At 61.8% G+C, this 18,888-nt stretch carries 19 protein-coding genes; 8 read left to right on the forward strand and 11 right to left on the reverse strand.

Going from position 1 to position 18,888, the window contains the following annotated elements:
- Positions 1 to 11: 11 nt before the first annotated feature.
- Positions 12 to 1,097, reverse strand: coding sequence for an ABC transporter ATP-binding protein (locus tag QZW03_RS14015; RefSeq protein ID WP_296510627.1), 1,086 nt, complete (start codon positions 1,095 to 1,097; stop codon positions 12 to 14).
- A 79-nt stretch (positions 1,098 to 1,176) separates the two neighbouring features.
- On the opposite strand from QZW03_RS14015, the gene QZW03_RS14020 reads away from it, so the two are divergent.
- On the forward strand, positions 1,177 to 2,829 hold the full coding sequence (locus tag QZW03_RS14020; protein ID WP_296510628.1) for an iron ABC transporter permease: 1,653 nt from the start codon (positions 1,177 to 1,179) through the stop codon (positions 2,827 to 2,829).
- Between the two features lie 43 nt (positions 2,830 to 2,872).
- On the opposite strand, the gene QZW03_RS14025 is transcribed toward QZW03_RS14020, so the two are convergent.
- Both QZW03_RS14025 and QZW03_RS14030 read right to left on the reverse strand, forming a co-directional pair.
- Positions 2,873 to 3,925 carry an extracellular solute-binding protein gene (locus tag QZW03_RS14025; protein ID WP_296510629.1) on the reverse strand — a complete coding sequence of 351 codons (1,053 nt, stop codon included), beginning with the start codon at positions 3,923 to 3,925 and terminating at the stop codon, positions 2,873 to 2,875.
- A gap of 74 nt (positions 3,926 to 3,999) precedes the next feature.
- The gene (locus QZW03_RS14030; protein WP_296510630.1) at positions 4,000 to 4,902 is read right to left on the reverse strand and encodes an alpha/beta hydrolase; all 903 of its coding nucleotides are present in this window, start codon (positions 4,900 to 4,902) and stop codon (positions 4,000 to 4,002) included.
- A 35-nt stretch (positions 4,903 to 4,937) separates the two neighbouring features.
- Between QZW03_RS14030 and QZW03_RS14035 the strand changes: the two genes are divergently transcribed.
- From QZW03_RS14035 to plsY, 5 genes are all read left to right on the forward strand, one after another.
- Positions 4,938 to 6,734: an AMP-binding protein gene (locus tag QZW03_RS14035; protein ID WP_296510631.1), complete on the forward strand. Its 1,797-nt coding sequence runs from the start codon at positions 4,938 to 4,940 to the stop codon at positions 6,732 to 6,734.
- Positions 6,715 to 7,536: a hypothetical protein gene (locus QZW03_RS14040; RefSeq protein WP_296510632.1), complete on the forward strand. Its 822-nt coding sequence runs from the start codon at positions 6,715 to 6,717 to the stop codon at positions 7,534 to 7,536. Before QZW03_RS14035 ends, QZW03_RS14040 begins: the two co-directional genes overlap by 20 nt.
- Before the next feature lie 66 nt (positions 7,537 to 7,602).
- The gene (locus QZW03_RS14045; RefSeq protein WP_296510633.1) at positions 7,603 to 8,670 is read left to right on the forward strand and encodes an aldo/keto reductase; all 1,068 of its coding nucleotides are present in this window, start codon (positions 7,603 to 7,605) and stop codon (positions 8,668 to 8,670) included.
- 37 nt (positions 8,671 to 8,707) lie between these two features.
- Positions 8,708 to 9,199, forward strand: a complete 492-nt coding sequence (ybaK, locus tag QZW03_RS14050; protein ID WP_296510634.1) for a Cys-tRNA(Pro) deacylase — start codon at positions 8,708 to 8,710, stop codon at positions 9,197 to 9,199.
- Positions 9,200 to 9,213: 14 nt separating this feature from the next.
- Positions 9,214 to 9,855, forward strand: a complete 642-nt coding sequence (gene plsY, locus QZW03_RS14055; protein ID WP_296510635.1) for a glycerol-3-phosphate 1-O-acyltransferase PlsY — start codon at positions 9,214 to 9,216, stop codon at positions 9,853 to 9,855.
- 21 nt (positions 9,856 to 9,876) lie between these two features.
- Here plsY and QZW03_RS14060 read toward each other — a convergent pair whose 3' ends face one another.
- From QZW03_RS14060 to QZW03_RS14070, 3 genes are read right to left on the reverse strand one after another with little or no spacing between them, the layout of a single operon-like run.
- Positions 9,877 to 10,839, reverse strand: a complete 963-nt coding sequence (locus QZW03_RS14060) for an HD domain-containing phosphohydrolase (protein WP_296510650.1) — start codon at positions 10,837 to 10,839, stop codon at positions 9,877 to 9,879.
- Between the two features lie 5 nt (positions 10,840 to 10,844).
- Positions 10,845 to 11,489 (reverse strand): retropepsin-like aspartic protease, encoded by a 645-nt coding sequence (locus tag QZW03_RS14065; RefSeq protein WP_296510636.1) that lies wholly within the window; start codon positions 11,487 to 11,489, stop codon positions 10,845 to 10,847.
- Positions 11,489 to 11,974, reverse strand: coding sequence for a YajQ family cyclic di-GMP-binding protein (locus QZW03_RS14070; protein ID WP_296510637.1), 486 nt, complete (start codon positions 11,972 to 11,974; stop codon positions 11,489 to 11,491). The genes QZW03_RS14065 and QZW03_RS14070 overlap by 1 nt, the downstream gene beginning before the upstream one ends.
- 38 nt (positions 11,975 to 12,012) lie before the next feature.
- Between QZW03_RS14070 and murB the strand changes: the two genes are divergently transcribed.
- Entirely contained in the window at positions 12,013 to 13,080 is a 1,068-nt protein-coding gene (murB, locus tag QZW03_RS14075; RefSeq protein WP_296510638.1) for a UDP-N-acetylmuramate dehydrogenase, read from the forward strand.
- Positions 13,081 to 13,125: 45 nt separating this feature from the next.
- A complete protein-coding gene (locus QZW03_RS14080; RefSeq protein WP_296510639.1) occupies positions 13,126 to 14,097 on the forward strand; it encodes a complex I NDUFA9 subunit family protein in 972 nt (323 codons plus the stop codon).
- Here the strand turns inward: QZW03_RS14080 and QZW03_RS14085 are convergent.
- From QZW03_RS14085 to QZW03_RS14105, 5 genes are all read right to left on the reverse strand, one after another.
- Positions 14,068 to 15,972 carry a response regulator gene (locus QZW03_RS14085; protein ID WP_296510640.1) on the reverse strand — a complete coding sequence of 635 codons (1,905 nt, stop codon included), beginning with the start codon at positions 15,970 to 15,972 and terminating at the stop codon, positions 14,068 to 14,070. The genes QZW03_RS14080 and QZW03_RS14085 overlap by 30 nt on opposite strands.
- A gap of 8 nt (positions 15,973 to 15,980) precedes the next feature.
- Positions 15,981 to 16,487: a molybdopterin-dependent oxidoreductase gene (locus QZW03_RS14090; protein WP_296510641.1), complete on the reverse strand. Its 507-nt coding sequence runs from the start codon at positions 16,485 to 16,487 to the stop codon at positions 15,981 to 15,983.
- A gap of 342 nt (positions 16,488 to 16,829) precedes the next feature.
- Complete coding sequence (argG, locus tag QZW03_RS14095; protein ID WP_296510642.1) at positions 16,830 to 18,161, reverse strand: argininosuccinate synthase; 1,332 nt, start codon at positions 18,159 to 18,161, stop codon at positions 16,830 to 16,832.
- A gap of 81 nt (positions 18,162 to 18,242) precedes the next feature.
- Complete coding sequence (locus QZW03_RS14100) at positions 18,243 to 18,569, reverse strand: pyrimidine/purine nucleoside phosphorylase (protein WP_296510643.1); 327 nt, start codon at positions 18,567 to 18,569, stop codon at positions 18,243 to 18,245.
- A 68-nt stretch (positions 18,570 to 18,637) separates the two neighbouring features.
- The coding region (locus tag QZW03_RS14105; RefSeq protein WP_296510644.1) for an ArsC/Spx/MgsR family protein at positions 18,638 to 18,888 on the reverse strand (251 nt) is incomplete at its 5' end.

Here is an 18,888-nt window from a genome sequence, read left to right on the forward strand (position 1 = left end):
TTTAGGTGCCATCACCCCACGCGAGTTTGGCTGGCAAAGGTGACCACGTGGTCGACCTCGGGCCGGATGCCGATCCACTCCCCGATCCGGTGGTCATGGTGGCTCGGCACATGGGCCATGACCGTCTCCCCGGAGCGCAATTCCAGGGTGTAAAGGAACTCATTGCCCCGGAAGGCTTTGTTCACAATGCGGGCCTGTACCTCGGAGGCATCGTCGTGCACGATGTCGTCGGCCCGCAGCAAAATATCGCAGGGCCCCAGGCTCAGCCGGTCCTGCTCATGCTGATGGATGCCATGCAGCTCCCCCAAAGGCGTCACCACATGTTTGTGGGTGACACCGTTTTCTTCGTGCAGCTCCACACGTGCTGCCGTAAACACACCGTGGCCGATAAAGTCCGCCACAAAGCGGGTGGCCGGGCGGTGGTAGAGCGTGTAGGCGTCCGCCCATTGGTGGAGCTGGCCTTGGTGCATTACCCCGATGAGGTCGCCAATCGCAAAGGCTTCCAGCTGGTCGTGGGTCACAAACAGGGCGGTGGCGCCCGCGGCTTTCAAAATCGCGCGGAGCTCCTGGGCCAGCCGCTCACGCAAGTCCACGTCGAGGTTAGAAAACGGCTCATCCAGCAACAGCAGCTTGGGCTGGGGCGCCAAGGCTCTGGCGAGTGCGACCCGTTGCTGCTGGCCGCCGGAGAGTTCGTGGGGGTAGCGGTGGGCGTGCTCGGCCAGTCCGACGAGGCGCAACACCTCTTGCACCCGCGCCTGGCGTTCGCCTGCAGGCAGGCTGTGAATGCCAAAGGCGATGTTCTTGCTCACATCCATGTGGGGAAAGAGCGCGTAGTCCTGAAACACCATGCCCATTTGCCGGTGCTCGGGGGGGAGGGCATGGCCTTCGCCGCTCACGGTTACTCCACCCAGCGAAATGCGGCCTGCGTGGGTGGCTTCCAAACCGGCAATAGCCCGCAGCAAGGTCGTCTTGCCGCAGCCGGAGGGGCCGATCAACACACCGATTTCACCGGCGCGCAAGCCGAAGCTCACGCCCTCCACCGCCAAAGGGCGGGAGGGCAGATAGCGGACGCTAAGGTCTTGGAGTTCGAGGTACATAGGCAAAATTGTAGATACTTACAATTCTCATTCCGAGCCGCGGGGTCCCCCGGGGTGCCTCATTCAGACCCGTCAGCCTGTGATTTCCCGCTTTATCCAACCTTACGCGCCGGGTCTCCGTCGTTTACCTGCCATTGTGGCTTTGTGCTTGATCGGCGGTCTGGTGTCTTTGCCCATCTTGGCGCTGGTCGCGGCCGTGTTGCAGTGGGATGGCCCCAGCGCGGCCTTGCTGCGGGAAATGGCGCAGTCGGTGCTGGGCGACTATGTGTGGACCACGGTGGTGCTGAGCGCCACCGTGTCCGTGGGGGTAGCGGTCGTAGGAACTGCATGTGCGTGCGCCGTGACCTTGTTTGACTTCAAGGGGCGCAGGCAGTGGGAATGGGCCTTGCTCCTGCCCCTGGCCATGCCTGCCTACGTGGTGGCCTATGCCTATACCGACTATTTGCAATTCAGCGGGCCCGCCCAGACCTGGTTGCGCGCGACCTTCGGGCTGGAGGGGCGGGTGCTGCCGGAGGTGCGCAGCCTGGGCGGCGCAGCGCTGGTGTTTGTGTGCACCCTGTACCCCTATGTGTATTTGCTGGTGCGTGTTGCGCTGCTGGAGCGCGCCGCCCACCTGATGGATGCAGCCCGACTCATGGGGGCCTCGCTAGGCCGCCGGGTGGCCACAATTGCGGTGCCGCTGGCGCGCCCTTCCATCATTGCGGGCGTGGCGCTGGCACTCATGGAGACGCTGGCGGACTACGGGGTATCGAGCTACTTTGGTATTCAGACCTTCACCGCGGGCATCTACAAAGCGTGGCTGGTGCTGGACAGCCGCATCGCAGCGGCCCAGCTGGCCACGGTGCTGCTGGTCTTGGTGGCACTGCTCCTGCGCCTGGAGCAGCACGCCCGTAAGCGCATGCGCTACGCCAGCACCAAAGGCCGCCGGGCAGCGGCCCAGCCGGTGGCTTTGAGCGGCGGACGTGCCGCCTTGGCGACGGCCGTGTGTGCGTTGCCCGTCTTGCTGGGCTTTGTGTTGCCGGTCCTGTTTATGTTGCGCCCACTTTGGCTGGCGTGGGGCGCGGAAGACACGCCCTTGCCGTGGGCCGGCTTTGTGGGCTGGAGCTTGAACAGTTTCAAGCTGGCGGCGAGCACGGCGGTGTTGGCCGCGGCCATTGCTTTGGCGCTGGCGTTTGCTGCGCGCCGCACGCCCACGCGGCTCACCCGCACTGTCGTCGGCTTGGCGGGCATGGGCTATGCCGTGCCGGGTGCTGTGATTGTGGTGGGCTTGTTGATTCCCGTGGGCTGGCTGCAGGCGGCGCGGCCAGATTGGCAGGTCGGCTTTTGGGTCAGCACCACGGTGCTGGGGGTGGTGTGGGCCTATCTGGTGCGCTTTACCGCCGTGGCCCTGCACACAGTGCAAAGCGGCTACAACCAGGTGCCGGCGTCGCTCGACGAAACCGCCCGCATGCTGGGTGTGAGCGGCTGGGGTTTGTGGTGGCGCGTGCACCGGCCTTTGCTGGTGCGCAGCAGTCTGGTGGCTGGCCTGCTGGTGTTTGTGGATGTCATGAAAGAGCTGCCCGCCACGCTGGTGCTGCGCCCGTTTGACCACGACACCTTGGCCGTGGTGGCGTTTCAGCTGGCCAAAGACGAGCGCTTGGGTGAGGCGGCACTGCCCGCACTGGTGCTGGTGCTGGTCGGCCTGGTGCCCGTGATTTTGTTAAGTCGCACACTGAACAAAAAAACGGCCTGACTGCCAAGAGTAATCAGGCCGTGGTGCGCGGGGCGGGGCGGCTTTACTTGTAGCCGACGCGGTCCAGCATCTGCTGCACCTTCACCTGGTTCATGCCGACGATGCTGACCGGAATGGTCTCCGCCTTGAAGCTGCCACCGCTCATGTTTTCCAGTGCGGGGTTGCTGATCTTGATGCCTTTGGCCACGGGCCACTCGTTGTTGCCGTTGGCAAAGTAGTCTTGCGCTTGGGCGCTGGCCAGGAACTCCAGGAACTGTTGGGCATATGCCGGATTCTTGGCGTTTTTGGCCATGGCCCCGCCCGCAATGTTGACGTGCGTGCCCCAGCTGCTCTGGTTGGGGAACACCACGCCGACTTTTTCCATCACCGCACGGTCTTCGGGCTTGTCGCTGCGCATCAGGCGGGCCAGGTAATAGGTGTTGGTGAGTGCTACGCCGCATTCGCCGGAGGCGGTGGCCTTGATCTGGTCGGTATCGCCGCCCACGGGGTTGCGGGCCATATTGCTGACCAGGCCCTTGAGCCAGACTTCAGTGTTGGCGCTGCCCAGGTGCTCGTTCATGGCGCCGAACAGGCTCAGGTTGTAGGGGTGCGAGCCGCTGCGGGTGCACAACAGACCTTTGTTTTTGGGGTCGGCCAACTCTTCGTAGGTGTCTACATTCTCTTTAGACACGCGAGCCTTGTTGTAGACCACCACCCGTGCGCGGGTGCTGTAGCCGAACCACGAAGTGCCTTCGGCACTGGTCTTGCCGCGCAATTGGGCCGGAATGGCGTCGTCCAGCACTTTGGACTTGACGGGTGCAAACAAGCCATCGACCTCAGCACGCCAGAGGCGCGAGGCGTCGACCAGCAAAATCACATCCGCCGGGGAGGCGGTGCCCTCGGCCTTCAGGCGTTGCAGGATGCCTGCATCGTCTGCATCTACCCGCTTGATCTGGATACCGGTGGCCTGGGTGAAGGCGGAGTACAGCTGCACATCGCCGGGGTAGTGGCGGGCGGAGTAGACGTTGATGACCTTGTCTTGGGCCTGCACGGCAGGCAAACAAGCGCCCAGCAGGGCGGCGGACAGGGCGACTGGGCGGATAGAAAGATTCTTCATACGGCTGGAGTTTGGGTTGCAAATCAAAATGAGAGCAGTTCTCATTCTAAGTCCCGTATTTCAGCCTTGTAAAGTTAACGGATAAAGCGCTCGATCCGCTCTGCCAATACCTCCGGCTGGTCGTGGTGCATCATGTGGCCGGCGTCGTCAATGCGAGCTATTTCTACCTGCGGCACGACTTTCAGCCGCTCGTGGTACTCGGCGAGGGTGAATTTGCCCTTCCACCACATCTCCAGGCTGTTGTCGGATGCCTCGACGGCCAACACCGGCATGGTCAGTCGCTGGTAGATCGCCATGACCTCTTCCACCCGGTAGAGCTGGGCGTTGGTCACCTTGTGGGCGGGCTCGCCCAGGATAGACCAGCTGCCGCCCGCGTTTTCAGCGGCCCAGTGGCGGGCGAGCCAATCGGCTTTGTCCTGGCCCAGGCGCGGGTTGGTTTTCATGAGGCGGCGGGCAACCCCATCTGCGCTGTCATAGGCCTTGAGGTCCATCTCGCCGGCATGCAGCTTTTTGAGCTCGTCCATCCAGGTCGCAAAGCGGCCGGGCGCTTGGGCCGGAATCGTGGCCGGCATGCCAAAGCCCTCCAGATTGACCAAGCGGCGAATGCGCTCGGGGCGCACTCCACCGTACAGCATGACCACGTTGCCGCCCATGCTGTGGCCCACCAGGTTGACCTGCTGCCCGGGGGCGTAGTGGTCCAGCAAAAAGTCCAGGTCGGCCAGGTAGTCGGGGAACCAATAGTTGTCGGCGCCCGGTGCCTTGGTTTTGCCGTAGCCGCGCCAGTCGGGGGCAATGATGTAGTGGTCTTGTGCGAACGCGTCCACCACAAACTGGTAGCTCGCGGCCACGTCCATCCAGCCATGCACCATGACCAACGGAGTCTTGCCCGGGCCGGGCTCACCCCAGACTTGCACGTGGTAATCGAGGTTGCGGATTGCGACGAATTCGCTGCGGGAGGGGCGTCTGACTTGGTACATTGTGCAAATCATAAGGACAGATCAGGAGACAAGACATGGCCGTCAGTCAAGGCAGAGACACATCTGGCAAAAGCACACTTCCCGCAGGCTACGCTGCCTTGCACAGCCGCTTTCAGTGGGCGGTGCCTGAGCATTTCAACATGGCCGAGGTGTGCAGCCGGCGCTGGGCGGTCAAGCAAAATGCTACAAAAAGAGTAGCTGTCAGCGCATATTCAACGGGGGCTGCGGCCACTTTTTACTCTTATTCCCAACTGCAGGAGCAGGCCAACCGGCTCTCCCGCGCGCTGGTGGCGCGTGGCGTGCAGCGGGGCGACCGGGTCGGTATCGTGCTGCCCCAGCGGTTTGAAACTGCGGTGGCCTACATCGCCGTGATGCAGATGGGGGCGGTGGCGATGCCGCTGTCCATACTGTTTGGCCCCGAGGCCCTGGAGTTCCGGTTGCAGGACAGCGAGGCAGTCGTTGCCATTTGCGATGCCGGCTCGCTCCCGGCGCTGGCCAGTGTGCGGGGCCAGTGCCCGCACCTGCAAGCCGTGTTGGGTGTGGGGCTGGAGGCTGCCGACGCTGCACTGCTGAGCGGCCCGCACGACGCGGCGTGGGATGCAGCGCTGGCCGACCAGCCCGCGGAGTTCGAGCTGGTCAACACCTTGGCCGAGGAGCCCGCGGTGCTTATTTACACCAGTGGCACTACCGGCAACCCCAAGGGCGCCTTGATTCCCCACCGGGCGCTGATTGGCAACCTCAGCGGCTTTGTGGCCAGCCAAAACTGGTTTGGTTTTGATGGCAAGCACAACGCAGACTCCCAAGCCGTGTTCTGGTCGCCGGCCGACTGGGCATGGACCGGCGGGTTGATGGATGCCCTCTTGCCCACCCTGTATTTCGGCCGCCCCATCGTGGCCTACCACGGCCGGTTCAGCCCGCAAACCGCGCTGGAGCTGATGCGCGATTGCGGGGTGACCCACACCTTTTTGTTCCCCACCGCGCTCAAGGCCATGATGAAGGCCTATCCTGGAACCAAGGGCGAGACGGTGCGCCAGCAGTTCAAGCTCCAGCTGGCCGCCATCATGAGCGCGGGCGAAGCGGTGGGCGATGCGGTGTTCGGGTACTGCGAGCGCCAGCTGGGCGTCAAACCCAACGAAATGTTCGGCCAGACCGAAATGAACTACATCGTGGGCAATTGCAACCTGCACTACCCGTCCAAGCCCGGTAGCATGGGCATGGGCTACCCCGGCCACCGGGTGGCGGTGATTGACGAGGCCGGCAACGAATGCCCGGTAGGCGTGCCCGGCGAAGTGGCGCTGCACCGCTATGACGTGCAAGGCCAGCCCGACCCGATCTTCTTTCTGGGCTACTGGAAGAACCCGAAAGCCACCGAGGCCAAGTTCACCGGCGACTGGTGCCGCACCGGCGATCTGGCGCTGCGCGATGCGGATGGCTACCTCTGGTACCAAGGCCGCAGCGACGATGTGTTCAAAGCTGCGGGCTACCGCATCGGCCCCGGTGAGATTGAGAACTGCTTGGTCAAGCACCCCGCCGTCATCAACGCCGCCGTGGTGCCCAAGCCCGACGCCGAGCGCGGCGCACTGGTCAAAGCCTATGTGGTCATTGCTCCTGATTTCATAGCTGCTTGCGCAGACGATACGAGGGCTAGAGCCCATTTACATGCCAAACTGACCCTGGAGCTACAGGCCCACGTGAAAGGTCAGCTCGCACCCTACGAGTACCCCAAAGAGATTGAATTTGTAGACGCTCTGCCCATGACCACCACCGGCAAGGTACAGCGCCGCGTGCTGCGCCTGCAAGAAGAGGCGCGCTATGCCGCTGCCCGCGTTTAAGGCGCCGTTTCGGCCCACGCTGCTGCGGCGCATTGCGTGGTTGCACCGGGTGAGGTACTTGCCTTGGCTGGTGTGGGGAATCTCGGTGTATGCCGCGCGACCGCCGCACTACCTTTTCGGGGTGGTGATCGTGGTGGGTAGTGTGTTGAGTGCGCTGATGTTCGCTGCGCTATTGGCCTGGGAGCAGAGCCTGCGCCGCCAGTTTGTGCGCGAGGCTCCGTTGCCGCGATTTTTGGGCGCCAAGCTCATAGCGCTTTACCCCCAGCTCAGTGGGCGCGATACCGAGCTGGTGCTGCATGGTCTGCGCCAGTTTTTCATGGCCCACTTGCGCAGCAAGCGCCAGTTTGTAGCCATGCCTTCTAAAGTGGTGGACGCGGCCTGGCACGAGTTCATCCTGCACACGCGCGGTTACGAACAGTGGTGCGAGGCTGCCTTTGGTCGTATGCTGCACCACAGCCCGGCCGAGGTGCTGGGGCGGGACCCCCAGCGCAACTCGGGCCTGCGCCGTACCTGGTTTTGGGCCTGCAAGGAAGAGAGCATCGACCCGCGTGCGCCCACGCGCCTGCCGCTGCTGTTTGCGCTGGATAAGAAGTTTGCGATTGCAGGCGGCTTCACCTACATGCCCAACTGCCGCGACATCGACAACAAGGCCGGCTCCGACGCCTACTGCGGCACCAGTTTCAGTGATGGGGGCAGCGGGTGCAGTGGCAGCGACAGTTCGTCGGACGGTGCCTTCAGCTTTAGCTCCGACAGCAGTGACAGCGGCTGTGGCGGGGGAAGTAGTTGTGGCGGTGGCGACTAGGTCTTTCCCTCCGCGCTACCATCTGGCCATTCATTTTTTTCCGCCGGTCTCAACGAGCAAACACGCATGAACACCATCCAACTCGGTCGCAGTGATCTGCAAGTTACCCCCATCTGCCTGGGCACCATGACCTTTGGCGAGCAGGTAGACGAGCCCACCTCTCACGCCATCCTGAGCCGCGCGCTGGAGCGGGGCGTGAACTTCATCGACACGGCTGAGATGTACTCCGTGCCCCCGCGCGCTGAGACCTTCAACCTGACCGAAAAAATCATCGGCAACTGGCTCAAGGCCAACCCCACAGCCCGTGACAAGCTGGTCATCGCCACCAAGGTGGCCGGTCCCTCACGCGGCATGCCTTGGGTGCGCAACGGCAGCAGCAACCTCACGGCCGAAGACATCGTGGCGGCGTGCGAAGGCAGCTTGCAGCGCATGAATATCGACGTCATCGACCTGTATCAGATTCACTGGCCGGTGCGCCATGTGCCCATGTTCGGCGGCATGTACTACAACCCCGCCAACGAAAACGTGGGCGGCAGCGCCATCGAAGAACAGTTGCGCGCCATGGACACGCTGGTCAAGGCCGGCAAGGTGCGCGCCATTGGCTTGTCCAATGAAACGTCTTACGGCGTGCACGAGTTTGTGCGCCTGGCCGAGCAGCATGGCCTGCCTCGCATTGCCACCGTGCAAAACAACTACGGCCTGCTGGCCCGCACGGCAGAAAACGGCTTGGACGAAACCATGCACCGCCTGGGCGTGTCGCTCTTGCCGTATTCGCCTCTAGCGTTTGGCTTGCTCACCGGCAAGTACGACGAAGAAGGCCTGCTGGGCGAAAACGTGTCGCCTGATGTGCGCCTGCGCAAGTTTGAGTCCACCCGCAAGCAGCGCTGGGGTCGCCCCGATGCCCTGAAAGCCGCGCGCAAGTACAACGCTTTAGCCCGCGAGTACGGCTTCACGCCCAGCCAGATGGCCTTGGCCTTCTGCTACACCAAATGGCAAGTGGCCAGCACCATCATCGGTGTGCGCACTCTGGAGCAGCTCGACGAAAACATCGACGCCTGGGGCACCGTGCTGCCCGAAGAGCTGCTGAAAAAGATCGACGAAGTCCGCTGGGAAATCCGCGATCCGGCGGTGTAACCCGACAAGGGGCCAAGGCGTATGAAAATACGCCCCTATGGCCAAAAAAGACCACGTCTCTGAAACCCCTGCCACCCAGCTGCTTAAAGCGCACAAGGTGGCGTTCACCGAACACCCCTACGAATACTTGGAGCATGGCGGCGCGCAGCACAGCGCGGCGGTGCTGGGGTTTGATCCGTTCACCGTGGTCAAAACCCTGGTCATGCAAGACCAGGACGCCAAGCCTCTGGTGGTGCTGATGCACGGCAACCGCAAGGTGTCTACCAAAAACCTGGCTCGCCAGATTGGCGCCAAGTCCGTGGAGCCCTGCGCCCCCGAGACTGCCAACAAACACAGCGGCTATCTGGTGGGCGGCACCTCGCCTTTCGGCACCCGCAAAACCATGCCCGTGTTCATAGAGTCCACCATTCTGGAGTTGCCACGTATCTGCATCAATGGCGGGCGGCGCGGGTACTTAGTAGGTATTGATCCCCAGGTTTGTGTGGAGTTGCTGGGCGCTAAGCCTGTACAGTGCGCGCTGGAAGAGTGATTGGAGAACCTGTTTTGAATTCTGTGTTGTACCCCCTGTTGGCCACCGTAGTCGCCTACTTGATCGGCTCTTTGTCCTTTGCCGTGATCGTCAGCCGCGTCATGGGTCTGAACGACCCGCGCACCTACGGCAGCAAAAACCCCGGTGCCACCAATGTGCTGCGCTCCGGTTCTAAGGCCGCGGCGGTGGTGACACTGTTGCTGGACGCCGTCAAAGGCTGGCTGCCGGTGGCCGCTATCCAGTGGTGGGGCCAGCCCTATGGCTTGGGCGAGGGCACCATGGCTCTGGCAGGCTTTGCGGCCTTTATCGGCCACCTGTACCCGGTGTTTTTCAAGTTTGTAGGGGGTAAAGGCGTGGCGACTGCGCTGGGCGTGTTGGTTGCCACAAGCGGCTGGCTGGCGCTGGCCACTGGCCTCACCTGGCTGGTGGTGGCCTATGCGTTTCGCTACTCGTCGCTCGCTTCCTTGGCTGCGGCACTGTTTGCGCCGGCCTATTACGCCTTTGGCGACGGTGTGGCGTGGGTTGCTGATCGCAACTTGCTGCTGTCTACTGCGGTGATGTCCATCTTCTTGATTTGGCGCCATTCCGAAAACATCTCGCGCCTGGTCAAAGGCACCGAGTCCAAGCTCGGCAAGAAAAAAGACGCCGGAAAATAAGGCGGCGCTAAGTAAAGCGGCCTAGGCCATGCTGAGCGCTTGGCTGCCCAGTTGCAACAAGAAAAAGTGATTGAGCGGCGTCCGCACGGCGATCGCTGGCAGTGCTGAGCGGATTTTGGGTGGCGAATCGCCGGTCGCGTGCAGGCGCGGGTTGTGGTGAAACTCGCCACTGGCTTTGCCGATGATCACCACAAACGGCAAGTTGGCCTTGCCACTGCGCCGCACCACCACCGCCAGCTCGTCGTTGTCCAGCCGCACGTAAGTTCCCGGCGGGCACAAACCGACCGCCCGCACCAGCGCCTGGCCGATTTCATCGACCCCTGCCGTTGCGCGCGCCATGACCGAGCGTGCCGACTCAATAGCGCTGCGCCCGGTACGGGATGCTCGCGGTGAAATCATGGCCGCGTAGCGGTCCACCACTTTCAGCACCCGTGTCAATCGCACGGTGCCACCGGCCGTGGCAGGTGTTTCGCGGTCAACCGCATCGTCGTGATGGCCCGAGACGATGTCCAGCCACTCGTCATCCGCCACGCCTAAATTGGCCAGCATCATCGCACCCTTGATGGGGTGGGTGCGGATGGCGTCTTGTTGCGCTTGGTTCGGCCGCTCTGTTTGGGTCGCCAGCTGGTCTTGCAAGGCGGTCATGGCCACATTCATGGTCAGCGCGGCGTGTACCAGGCTATTGCGTTCTTTGAGCGAGAGTTGAAGCTCACCTGCCACAAGGTGGCACAACACGGCACACACCAAGGAGTGCGAAGCGCTGTAGCCCACCGGCGAATTGCTGGCGAGCTGGAACAGCAGGTACAGGCCGACATCGGGGTCCCGTTGCAGCAGGCCTTGCATCCAGCGGTCGTATTGCAGCACGCGGTGGGCGAACTGCTGCGTGGTGGCCGGGCTGCTCAAAATCACGCCCAGCCCGGACTCCAGGTCCGACCACTGCCCCAGCAGGTCTTCGTAAGCGTTTTCGTCTTGCACCGTGGTCATCCGGTTCAATAGCGCTTTTCCAGCACCATCTGGTCGTTGGTGCGGTTCATTTGAAAGCGACCCAAAAAGCTATTTCCCAGCAACACATAGGGCATGGCAGCGGGGGTAATGACGGCATCGACGCCACTCACCAGTACATCGCCGAGCCGCACGCTATCGAGCGTCATGCGCCAGCCCGGCACCACGCCGTTGGCGGTGTTCATTTGGACTTGGTCGCCATTTTTGTATTTCAGACCGATACGGTCTGCCTCGGCTACTCCGATAGATACCGCAGTAGCGCCTGTGTCCAACATGAAGCGGACAATGCGGCCGTTGATCTGGCCCTCGCTGGTGAAGTGTCCGCCCGGACCCACCGCCAGCACCACCCGGCTACCGCCGGCCGCCAGGCCTGCAGAACTGCCTACGCTGGCAGGCGCTTCGCCCACCCGCAGGTTGAGCTTTTTGCCCGCGATCTCGACCACTACGGTCTCCGCTTGCACCGACACCACCTTCACCCCCATGTGGGTGGCGCCTACCGCCACACTTTTGGGAAAACTGCCATCCACAATCAGTAGTGCCTTGTCACCCAAGGTGCCGTTGAGCGCAACGCTCTGGCCCCAAGCAAGAGGGCACAGCAGCGAGGCGGCCAGAAGGAGGGCGGTGCTACGCATCAGTCGCGGAAGTTGTCGAAGGTCAGAGGGATGTCGGTCACTTCTTTGCGGATCAGGGCCATGGCGGCTTGCAGGTCGTCGCGCTTGGCGCCGGTGATGCGCACCTTCTCCTCTTGGATCGCGGCTTGCACCTTGAGCTTGCTGTCTTTCATCAAGCGCTGGATTTTCTTGGCCAGCTCGCTTTCAATGCCGTTGCGCACTTTGATGACGACCTTGACCTTGTCGCCGCCCATTTTTTGCACATCGCCACGATCGAGGAAGCGCACATCCACTTCCTGCTTGGTGAGCTTGTTGCGCAGCACGTCTTCAATCTGGTCGAGCTGAAAGTCGGCGTCGCCAATGAGGGTGATCTCTTTGTCTTTGATTTCGATCTTGGCGGCAGTGCCCTTGAAGTCAAAGCGGGTGCCGATTTCTTTGGCGGAGTTTTCTACGCCGTTTTTGACCTTGACCAGGTCGGCTTCACAAATGGTATCGAATGAGGGCATGGGACTCGCTCTAAAAAATGCAATGAGACAATCTGGGGATGTTAGTCGAGAAAAACATTCCCCTCCAGGCGTTCAACACCTTCCGCATTGTGGCCAAGGCCCAGGCGCTGGCCCGGATCGCCAGCGAATCCGATGTGCGCGCCCTCTTGGCCGACCCCGAGTGGGCCACGGTGCCCAAGTTTGTGCTCGGTGGTGGCAGCAATATTGTGCTGACCGGCGATGTGAAGCCGCTGGTGCTGAAGGTGGAGGTGCGTGGCCTGCGCGTGGTGGGCGAAACCAGCAAAGACGTGATTGTGGAATCAGGTTCCGGTGAGGCCTGGCACGACCTGGTGAGCTGGACCCTGGACCACAACCTGCCCGGCCTGGAAAACATGGCCCTGATACCGGGCACCGTGGGCGCCTCGCCTGTGCAAAACGTAGGTGCTTATGGGGTGGAACTGCAAGACCGTTTTGACTCGCTCGACGCCATCCACCTTGAAACCGGTGAAGTCTTCACCCTGAACGCGGCCCAGTGCGCCTTTGGCTACCGCGACTCGGTGTTCAAGCACAGCAGCAGCGCCAGTGATGGGGCCCAGGCGCTGGGGTTGAAAGACCGGGCTTTGATACTGCGGGTGCGCTTTGCCTTGCCCAAGGTCTGGAAGCCGGTGCTCGGCTATGCCGACATTGAGCGCAAGATGGCTGAGCACGGCGTCAGCACCCCCACGCCCCGCCAGATTTACGACTGGGTGTGCGAAGTGCGCCGCGCCAAACTGCCCGATCCGGCCCTCATTGGCAATGCCGGCAGCTTCTTCAAAAACCCGACGGTGACCGTAGAACAGTGCGAAGACATCATTGCCCGTGAACCCAAGGTGGTGCACTACAAGCTGGACAACGGTGCCGTCAAACTGGCGGCCGGCTGGTTGATCGACGCCTGCGGTTGGAAAGGCAAAACCGTCGGCCAGGCCGGTGTCTACGAGAAGCAAGCCTTGGTGCTGGTCAACCGTGGCGCAGGGGTCGATGGCAATGGCGCCACCGGTGGCGAAGTCATGACCCTTGCCAAGGCCATTCAAACCAGTGTGTATGAGCGCTTTGGCATCCTGCTGGAGCCCGAACCAGTGGTGCTCTAAAACCCTGCAACCCAGTCAAGCGCCCGAACGGGCTAACCTCCGGCCATGAAGCATATTTTTGTCTTGGGTGGTACCGGTTTTGTCGGCCGGCACGTGGTGCAAAAACTGGTGAAGCAGGGCTGCACCGTCACGGTGGCCACGCGCCGGGCCCGCCATGCGCGCGAGTTGCAAATTTTGCCCGGCGTGACCGTGCTCGAAGTCGATGTGCACCAGCAGCAAGCCCTGCAGCAAGCCCTTGCGGGGCACGATGCGGTGATCAACCTGGTTGCCATCTTGCATGGCAACGAAGCCGCCTTTCAGCGCACCCATGTAGATTTGCCCGCCACACTAGCCCGCGCTGCTGTGGCAGCCGGTGTGCACCGGGTGGTGCATGTCAGTGCGCTGGGCGTGAACCCGGCCCAGCCCGATGCCGCCCCCTCTCGCTACCTGCGGAGCAAAGCCCGGGGTGAACTTGTGCTGCGTCACCCGGAGTTGGCGGTTGCGGTGCTGCGCCCGAGCGTGATATTTGGCGCTGAAGACAAGTTTCTGAACCTGTTCGCGGCGCTGCAAAAAGTGTTTCCCTTCATGCCGCTGGCAGGCGCCCAAGCCAGGTTTCAGCCCGTGTGGGTAGAAGACGTGGCCGCAGCAGTTGTGCAACTCCTGCATGTCCGCATTGCGGCGGGGTCAACAGCCGCGTGGGAGGCTACGGGCTCCAAGGTGTATACCCTGGCCGAGCTGGTGCACGGGGCGGGCGCGTGGGCGGGTGTGGCCAATGGCCGCGGACGCCCTGTGTTGCCTCTGCCCGACTGGGCGGGGCGCCTGCAGGCGGCGCTCATGCAGCTGGCACCCGGCGAGCCCATGATGAGCGCGGACAACCTCGACTCCATGAAGGTGGACAACGTGGCCTCAGGCCGCTTCCTCGGGCTGGCCGATCTGGGCCTAGTGCCCGCTGCGCTGGAGCCTATAGCCCGGGACTACCTCCAAAGAAACCAACCCGGCTACGGTCTTTTAGGTGTGCGCAGGGGCTCGAAACGGTGAGTCTCCGGCCAGGCACTTCTGCATGGCAGATTGCAACTGGCCGATTTGCACCGGTTTGGTGACAAAGTCATTCACACCAGCCGCCATGGCCTGCTCCTTGGCGTCGTTCATTACATCAGCCGTCAGCACGATGATGGGCACCTGTGAAATGGGCCCCTCCATGGCGCGAATAGCGCGGCTGGCGGTCAGCCCGTCCATGACCGGCATGTGCACATCCATCAGCACCAGGTCAAACATCTCGCGCTGAGCGGCCTCTACCGCGAGTTGCCCGTTTTCGCAAAACGTGGCCTTGCAGCCCATTTTGTCGAGCAAGATACCCACAAACTTGCGGTTCACTGGGTGGTCTTCTGCTACCAACACACGCAGCGCTTCGAGGGCGGCCGCAGGCTGGCCCGGCTGCGCGGGGGCGGTGGCCTCAGTGGGTACTGCCGGCTTATGCATAGGCTGCAGCGCCGCCGGTGTTGTCGCGTGGGGCGGCGCGGGGCAGGGGGTAAACGGCAGGTGCAAGGTGAACACGGAGCCCATACCCGCTTTGCTCTCCACCTCAATGGCTCCGCCCATCATGCGGGCCAGCGTTTGGGAAATTTCCAGGCCCAGGCCGGTGCCGCCGAACTTGCGGGCAAGCCCGCCATCCACCTGATAAAACCGCTGAAACAAGCCGGAGAGCACATGGTCGTCCATGCCTATGCCCGTGTCTTGGATCAAAAACGCCAGGCCGATGTTGCCGTCGGTCCGGGGCCGCGAGTCCACCGTCAGGGTAACGCTACCGTGGTCGGTGAACTTGATGGCGTTGTTGACCAGGTTGAACAAAATCTGTTTGAGGCGGGTGCTGTCGGCCAGCACCCACGGGGGCATTTCGATTTGCGACACGATCGAAAAAGCCAGCTTCTTGTCGGCTGCCAGCGGCTGCATCAACGACTCCACCTCATGGAGCAAAGCGCTGAGCTGGGTGGGGCCGGGGCTCAGCGTCATCTTGCCGGCTTCCAGAGAAGATACGTCCAAAATATCGTTCAAGAGCGTTAGCAGGTGAGTGGCCGAACCCTTGGCGGTTTTGATGTAGTCGGCCTGCGCCATGGTGAGAGGCGTGCTTTCCAGCAAGCTCATCATGCCCAGCATGCCGTTGAACGGGGTGCGCAATTCGTGGCTCATATTGGCCAAAAACTGGCTCTTGCCCCGGTTGGCGGCCTCCGCGCGGAAGTGCGCCTCCCGCAGCTCGTGCGTCAAGTCTTCCAGCGCTTGGCGCTCTTTTTCTTGCCGGCGTTGGCGCAGAGCCAGCGCCACCGCAGCAGCCAGCAAAAATATTAGCTGCGCCAAGGTAAGCCGAATGATCTGGTTGTTTTGCTGCAGCAAGGTCGCATCCTGGCTCTCCAGCAGAGCAGCCACCTCCGAGTTGGCAGCAAAGCTCAGGGCCTGCACATCAACGCCCAGTTCATTGAACTCGGTCAGCAGCGCCGCCAAGTCTTTTTTGTTGAATGTGCTCGCGGTCAACACCGGGTCGGCCTTGGCAATCACCGCCTCTACATGGGGCATTGCCCTCTGGTATTCGGGCCGGTGGGTAATCAGGTCCGTCGTGGGGTTGTCGCGTAGCAGGTTGAGTCGGCTGAGGAAAAGGTCATACCGCAGGCCTAGCGCATCCTGATCCACAGCACCGGGCTGGATCACGCTGGCCTCCAGCGTCTGGCGGAAGCGCAAAAACTCGCGCTCAAACTGGAACACCAGCGCGGTGATCGAATCTGCGCGCAAGCTGTTGGCTTTTTCAATTGCCTGCTTCTGGGTAATTTGCAGCACCAGCAAAATGGCCATGGCGATCGCCAGCACGCCCGTGCCGGAGGCGAGCCACAAAAGGTAACGCCGGTTTTTGCTGGTGCTGTTCAAGGGAAGCCTTATTCCACCGACAGAGACTTGAGCTGCCAGGCTGAGCGCTCGTAATACACATTGGAGCGCAGCTCGGCCTTGGAGTCGAAGGGGTAAACGATGAAGAGCGGGCCTTTGGTGCGCACGGGAATGGCTTGGTCATTCATCTGGTGCGCCACGATCACGTCAAACTTGGTCGCGTCGTCAAACGGGATGGCGGTCTGGTAGTCGTTGAGCGCGGTGGCTTTCAAGGTGGTGCCGCTGGCCTTGGCGGCAGCCAACACGTCACGCAATAGCGGGCCTTTGAATTTGATCGGGTTTTTGTCCCACGGCGTTTTGGTGCTGAAGGTTTGCTGTGGCAGCTTCTCCAACATAGCCAAGTCAAAACTGGCACCGCCCGCACTGTTTTTCTCGGCAACTTTGCCCGAAATGGTCAGGATGACCTTGCCGCTCGCAGGCTCCAAGGCCCATGCGCACGACTGTGCTGCCATCCACACACAAACTGCGGCAATGAGGGGGCGTCTGGCAAAGGGCATCCTGAAACTCCTGTGGTGATAGGTGGTAACGAGTGTATTCCACCGACCGTGTGTATTTCAATTAAATCGGCAGCTTTGGTGGATTCATAAGTTGTGCTTCTGCTTTCCGAGTAAGTTTGCTTTTACTATGCTTTTGATAGCTGCTTGCGCATGTTCCACGGGGGCTAGTGGGTGATTTGATATCTAACTCCTACTGGGGTGCGCGGCTGATGATTTGCCGATGCCTTTGGACGGCCTTTCCAGCCTTTGGGCTTTTCCTCGCTAGGTTGGCGCACGGGAGAACAACAAAGCCCGCCAGGCTCTCACCTGGCGGGCTTTGTCTTTGGGGCTACCTGAACAGGCTTACTTGCCGAGTTTCAAGAAATCATCCCCCTTGCCCAGCTCCAGCAGTCCGGCGTTGGAATACACCTGCAACTTGGCCCGTGTATCCGTAATGTCCAGATTGCGCATAGTCAACTGCCCAATACGATCCAGCGGCGAGAACGGCGCGTCTTCTACCTTCTCCATGCTCAGGCGCTCCGGTGCATACGTCAGGTTAGGCGACTCGGTGTTCAACAGCGAGTAGTCGTTGCCGCGACGCAGTTCCATCGTCACGGTGCCGGTCACAGCCTTGGCCACCCAGCGTTGGGCGGTTTCGCGCAGCATGATGGCTTGGCTGTCGAACCAGCGGCCTTGGTACAGCAGGCGGCCGAGCTTGCGGCCGTTGTCGCGGTATTGCTCGATGGTGTCTTCGTTGTGAATGCCGGTGACCAAGCGCTCGTAGGCAATAAACAGCAGGGCCAGGCCGGGGGCTTCGTAGATGCCGCGGCTCTTGGCTTCGATGATGCGGTTTTCAATCTGGTCGCTCATGCCCAGGCCGTGGCGGCCGCCGATCTCATTAGCCTTCAGGATCAGGCTGACCAGGTCGGGGTACTGCACGCCGTTCAGGGCGACAGGGCGGCCCTCTTCAAAGGTCACGCTCACTTCCTCGGCCTTGACCACGCAGTCGTCTTTCCAGAAGGGCACGCCCATGATGGGGTTGACGATCTTGATGCCGCTGTTGAGCATCTCCAGGTCTTTGGCTTCGTGCGTGGCGCCCAGCATGTTGCTGTCGGTGCTGTAGGCCTTCTCGGCGCTCATCTTGTAGCCAAAGCCGTTGGCGGTCATGAAGGCGCTCATTTCAGAGCGACCGCCCAACTCATCAATGAACTGCTGGTCCAGCCAGGGCTTGTAGATTTTGAGTGCGGGGTTCACCAGCAGGCCGTAGCGGTAGAAGCGCTCGATGTCGTTGCCCTTGAAGGTGCTGCCGTCGCCCCAGATGTTGACGTCGTCTTCCTTCATGGCGCTCACCAGCATGGTGCCGGTCACGGCGCGGCCCAGCGGCGTAGTGTTGAAGTAGGTGGAGCCCGCGGTGGTGATGTGGAAAGCACCGGCTTGCAGCGCGGCCAAGCCTTCGGCGGCGAGCTGCGGGCGGCAGTCGATCAGGCGGGCTTTGATGGCACCGTATTCCATGGCCTTGCGCGGGATTTCGTCGTAGTCAGCCTCGTCGGGCTGGCCCAGGTTGGCGGTGTAGGCGTAGGGCAGGGCGCCCTTTTGCTTCATCCACAACAGGGCAGCGCTGGTGTCCAGGCCGCCGGAGAACGCGATGCCGACTTTTTGGCCGGCGGGGATGTTTTGCAGAATGGTGTTTGACATGAAATTGGCCTCTAGCCCTCGTAGATATTGCGCGAGCAGCTATGAAATTAGGAGTATTCGGTGGTGTGGCTCAGCCGCAGATCAACCGAAGTGGCAGATGTAGTGGTAAGCCTCAAAGCCTTCGGTCACGCGGATTTGGAACTTGGCGTTGCCGGGCACGTTGAACTTGTCGCCTTCGCCGCTGGTAACCCACACGTCAGAGCCGTCGAGCTTGTAGTCGCAGCTGCCGCCCACGCATTCCATGATTTCAGGCGCGCCGGTGTTAAAGGTCAGGGTGGCGGGCAGGATGACGCCGACCGACTTCTTGGTGCCGTCGGCCAGGGTGAAGCCGTGGCTCACGCATTTGCCGTCAAAGTACACATTGGCTTTGGTGGTGACGGAAACGCCGTCAAAGTGGGTGGTGGTCATGGTCGAAGGTGGAATGAAGAAAAGAAAAAGTGCCCCAGCCTTGCGCGCGGCAAGGCGAAGGCGTGATTTTAGGGCAGGCGGGCCTGAAAGCTCGCGTCGGCAAAGCCCACGGTCACCGTGCCATCGGCCCACACCACCACCGGGCGCTTGATCACGCTGGCGTTGGCCAGCATCAAGACCGCAGCCGAGGTCGCGTCCACCACGCTGGCTTGGGTGGCGGGGTCGAGCTTGCGCCAGGTGGTGCCTTTGCGGTTCACCAGCGTTTCCCAGCCCACGGCGCGTATCCAGCCGGGCAGCAAGTCGGCGGGCACGCCTTGCT

This window comes from Rhodoferax sp. (genome assembly GCF_013297935.1).
Lineage (GTDB): Bacteria > Pseudomonadota > Gammaproteobacteria > Burkholderiales > Burkholderiaceae_C > Allorhodoferax.